Origin of the sequence: Streptomyces murinus (assembly GCF_002154555.1) — a bacterium.
GTDB classification, from domain to species: domain Bacteria; phylum Actinomycetota; class Actinomycetes; order Streptomycetales; family Streptomycetaceae; genus Streptomyces; species Streptomyces murinus.
In genome coordinates, this window is the sequence record NZ_MUNF01000597.1 from 1 (window position 1) to 4584 (window position 4584).

3 protein-coding genes and 1 pseudogene are annotated in these 4584 nt (G+C 75.8%); all 4 read left to right on the forward strand.

Features of this window, described 5'->3' with window-relative positions; genetic code table 11:
* Positions 1–236 precede the first annotated feature (236 nt).
* Positions 237–1112: an alpha/beta hydrolase gene (locus CCN72_RS30860; protein ID WP_086811365.1), complete on the forward strand. Its 876-nt coding sequence runs from the start codon at positions 237–239 to the stop codon at positions 1110–1112.
* A 220-nt stretch (positions 1113–1332) separates the two neighbouring features.
* On the forward strand, positions 1333–2289 hold the full coding sequence (locus CCN72_RS40935; protein WP_086811367.1) for an alpha/beta hydrolase: 957 nt from the start codon (positions 1333–1335) through the stop codon (positions 2287–2289).
* Positions 2282–3634, forward strand: a complete 1353-nt coding sequence (locus CCN72_RS30870) for an acyltransferase family protein (RefSeq protein ID WP_244174564.1) — start codon at positions 2282–2284, stop codon at positions 3632–3634. The genes CCN72_RS40935 and CCN72_RS30870 overlap by 8 nt, the downstream gene beginning before the upstream one ends.
* Positions 3635–3710: 76 nt before the next feature.
* A pseudogene (locus CCN72_RS30875) lies at positions 3711–4584 on the forward strand (sensor histidine kinase); the annotation flags it as partial.

Below are 4584 nucleotides of genomic sequence, written 5' to 3' on the forward strand. Positions count from 1 at the left end.
AGGGTCATCCCGTCGGTCCGCACCCGCCCGCGGTCATCGGCCGCGGGCGGGTGCGGGGCCGGTCCTGCCGACCCTGGTTCGCCCGGCCGGCGCGAGCGAGCGGTCCGGCCCGCCCCCCACCCCACCCCGCGTACCGGCACGTCACCCGCCTGATACCGTTCCCCGCCAACGGCCGACGACGCCCCCCACCTGGTCCGCCGCCCCCCAAGTACGTTCCATCATGGAGAGGTTGGAGCATGCCGGACGACGCCGCCGCAGCCCGCGCCGCCGCCGAAGAGGAGTCGGCCTTCTCGCACGACCCGGTCGACCCCGATGCCACTGCCTCCTACGGCACCCACCCCGACCAGGTGATCGACTTCTACGCCCCCCGCACGGCGGGGGACGCCCGGGCCCCGCTGGTCGTCGTCCTGCACGGTGGTGCCTGGCGCGCCCGCTACGCCCGCCGGCATGTCACCCCCTTCGCCGACTTCCTGGCCCGCAGGGGCTTCGCCGTGGCCAACGTCGAGTACCGCCGCGGCGGCGACACCGAGCCGGTGGGCGACACCCCGCCCGCGGGCCGCTGGCCCGACACCTTCGAGGACGTCGCCGCCGCCCTGGACGCCCTCCCCGACCTGGCCCGTACGGCGCTCCCGGGGGCCGACGTCCGCCGTACCGTCCTCACCGGCCACTCCGCCGGCGGCCACCTCGCACTGTGGGCCGCCGCCCGGCACGTCCTGCCCGCCGACTCCCCCTGGCGGCTGCCCGAGGCCGCCCCCCTGCGCGGCGTCGTCGCCCTCGCCCCGATCGCCGACTTCGCGGTCGCCGAGCAACTGGCCGTCTGCGAGCACGCCTCGCTCCAACTCCTCGGTGGCAGCGCCCACTTCGAGCAGCGCCTGCCGTACGCCGACCCCGCCCGCCTCCTCCCGACGGGCATCGCCACCACCCTCGTCCAGGGACGCGCCGACCTCGTCGTACCGGAAGTGGTCAGCGAGGCCTACGCGGACGCCGCGGCGAACGCGGGGGAACCGGTGGGCCTGACCCTGCTGGCGGACGTGGGCCACTTCCCCCTGATCGACCCGGCGGCGGACGCGTGTATCACGGTCGCGGAGGAGATCGCGCAACTGGCTTGGTGACCGGGGGACTTGGGGCGAGTACGACGTGCACGGCGCGACTGCCGACCGTCCGGGCCACCGAAGCACAGGCGCACCCTCCCCGTCGGCACGCCGTCATACCCGTAGTACCTGAGAACTACCCCCCAGGACAGCTCCCCGGCGGGACGCCGACGACGGCTTCCGTTTTCTAACTTCCTTGGCAGCCAAGCCCGATGGCCGGGACGGCTGGAAGGAAGCCGTCATGGGGCGCCTCGCGCACCGTACCCGTCGTACCGTCGTCGCCGCCCTGCTCGCCGCGGCGCTCACCGTCCCGCTCTCCGCGGCCGCCCGGCCGAATGTTCCGGCTCCCGCTCCCGCGGCCCTGCCGCCGCTCACCCCGGCCACCCTCGCCACCGCGTACGCCGCCAACCGTGCCGACGCCACCCGTGCCGCGCGGATGGCGGCCGCCCACGGGGACTCCCGCCGTGCCGCCGCCGACCGGGCCATCGGCTCAACACGGCGTCAGCTGCTGGCCTTTGACGGGCGCGGCGCGGGCCTGGTCACCGAGGTGTTCGGCGATCTCGCGCACGCCGGGCACATCGCGGTACTGGTCCCCGGCTCGGACACCTCCCTCGACACCTACCCCCGCTTCCACCGTGCGGCCGAGGCCCTCTACGCGGCGGCGAACCGCGGCCCCGGCCCCCGTACCGCCGTCGTCGCCTGGCTCGGCTACCGCACGCCCGCCACGGTCAGCGCCACGGTCGCCACCACCACCCGAGCCGACGAAGCCGCGCCACAACTCCGGTCGTTTGTAGGGACGTTGCGCGAGCTGGCCCCCGGCGCGCACCTCTCCGTCGTCTGCCACTCCTACGGCTCCGTCGTCTGCGGGCGTGCCGCGCGCGGTCTCGACGCGGCGGACATCGCCCTGGTCGGCAGCCCCGGCACCGGCGCGGGCGACGTGGCCGGCCTCGGCACCCGCGCCCGGGTCTGGGCGGCGCGCGGCGGCGAGGACTGGGTGGCGGATGTGCCGCACGTCCGCGTCGACCTGCTCCTCGCCACCGTCGGCCTCGGCGCCGACCCTGTCTCCAGGGACTTCGGCGCCCGGGTCTTCGACGCGGGGCCGGCCGACCACAGCGGCTACTTCACCCCGGGCTCGGCCTCCCTCGCCAACCTGGCCCGGATCACCCGCGGCGAGACCTCGGAGGTCACCCGTGGCTGACAGCCCTGCGAAGAAGGGGAGGTGGCAGGCCGTACGGCACGGCGCGCGGCGCGTCGACGAGGCCACGCCCGACTCCCGTGACCGTGCCGTCGACGCCCTGCGGGCCTGCGCGATCCTCGGGGTCGTGCTCGGCCACTGGCTGGTCACCGCGCTGGTCGCGCACGACGGGGGGCTGTACACCGCCAGCCCCCTGGGCCGTATGCCCTGGCTGGCCCCGATCTCCTGGATCTTCCAGACCCTCGCGGTGTTCTTCCTGGTGGGCGGGCATGTGGCCACCAAGAGCCTCGCCTCCGCACGCGCCCGCGGTCTGACGTACGGGCAGTGGCTGCGCGCCCGGCTCGGCCGCCTCGCCCGTCCGGTCCTCGCCCTGCTCTGCCTGTGGGCCGTGGTCGCCGCGGGCCTGCTGCTCACCGGCGCCCCGGCGGACACCGTCCACACCCTCGTCAAACTCGCCCTGTCCCCACTGTGGTTCCTGCTGGTCCTCGCCGCGCTGACCGCCGCGACCCCCCTCGTCGCCCGCCTCCACCCCCTGTGGCCGCTCGCCGTCGTCCTCCATGTGGACGTGCTGCGCTTCGGACTGCACCTCGGCCCCTCCTGGCTCGGCTGGGCGAACCTGCCCGCCGGCTGGCTGGTCCCCTACACCCTGGGCGCCGCCTGGACCCGCGGTGAACTGGACACCCGCCGTGCGGGCCGGGTGCTGCTGGTCTTCGGTACGACGGCCACGGTGGGCCTGGTCTGCTGGGCGGGCTACCCGGCCGCCATGGTCGGCGTGCCCGGCGCGGCGATCTCCAACCTGGACCCGCCGACCCTCGCCGCCGTCACCTTCGGCCTCGCCCAGTGCGGCCTCGCGCTGCTGCTGCGCGACCGGCTGCGCCGCGCGATGCGCCGCCCGCTGCCGTGGGCGGCCGTGGCCACGGTCAACCTCTCCGCGATGACGATCTTCCTGTGGCACCAGACCGCCCTGATGGCCACCACCGCCGCGACCCTCCCGGCCGGCCGCCTGCCCGGCCTGCACACCGCCCCCGACGGCCCGGCCTGGATCGCCGCCCGGCTCGGCTGGCTCCCGGTGTTCGTCCTGGTCCTCACAGTGTGCTGGGGCGCGTTCCGGTCGTACGAGCAGGGCGGCGGCGGCCGTCGGCGCGTGCGAGGGTGGCGCGTGCGGGAGCGGTGTGTGCGGAAGCGGCGCAGCAGGGTGGTCCGGGTGCACCGGGGTGTCGGGCGGATCGCGCAGGCCGGGCGGCCGGGGCGGCGCGGCCGCGTCGCGCGCGTCGGGCACGCCAACGGCGCGGCGGGCGGGGAGGATACGGGGGCTGTCCCCCGTGTTCCGCGAGGTCACCGTGTCTAAGGTGGACGGCGTGACGGAATCGGGGGATCGTCAGAGGTTCGCGCCGCTCGCGGACCACGGGCGGCGGGGGCCATGGGTGCTGGGAGCACTGCGGGCGCTGCGCGTGCTGCGCGACGATCTGTGGACGGCGCGACGCGATCCGCTGCCCGTGTTCGTGTGGCTGCGCTGGCTGCCGCACGGACTGGTCTGCCTGGCCGCGTTCGGGGTCGCGCTCGGTGGTGTGGCCCAGCTGGGGGACAACGGCGGGCTGAACCCGGGTGCCGCCTTCGCTATCGGCTTCGCACCGGCGGGCGCGGTCCTGCTCGCGCTGCGCCGGCCGGTCGCGGCCTGGTGGCTGTCCATGGCGGCGGCCGTGGTGTGCGCCGTCGCCGTGCGCGCGCACCTGGGGGAGATACCCGGGGTGGTGTTCTCCTGGCCCTGGACGGCCGCCGGGATCATCGGCCACCTGCTGGTCCTGCTGCTGCTCGCGCTGCGGGTGCGCGCCCGGGTGGCGGTCGAGGCGCTGGCCCTGACCGCGCTGCTGACCTGGGCTTTGGAGGGCGGCTGGGGCGGGGCCGACTATCAGCCGACCGGGGTCGCCGCGGTGGTCCTGTCCGCGGTGGTCACGGTGCTCGGCATCGCTCTGCACGGCCGCCGGCAGGCACGCGCCGAACTCGTCGAGCAGACCAGCCTCACCGCCGAGGAGCGGGCCCGGCGCACCCTGCTGGAGGAGCGCANNGGAGCTGCACGACGTGGTCGCGCACCATATGTCGGTCATTTCCATCCAGGCCCAGGTGGCCCCCCACCTGGTGGAACGGCCCTCGCCCGAACTGGTCGAGAACCTCACGGGCATCCGGCGGAACGCGCTGGAGGCCCTGACCGAACTGCGCCGGGTCCTCGGCGTGCTGCGCTCCGAGCACCCGGAGGACCCCGAGGGCCCCTACGGGCTCGGCGCGCCCGGCACCGGCGCC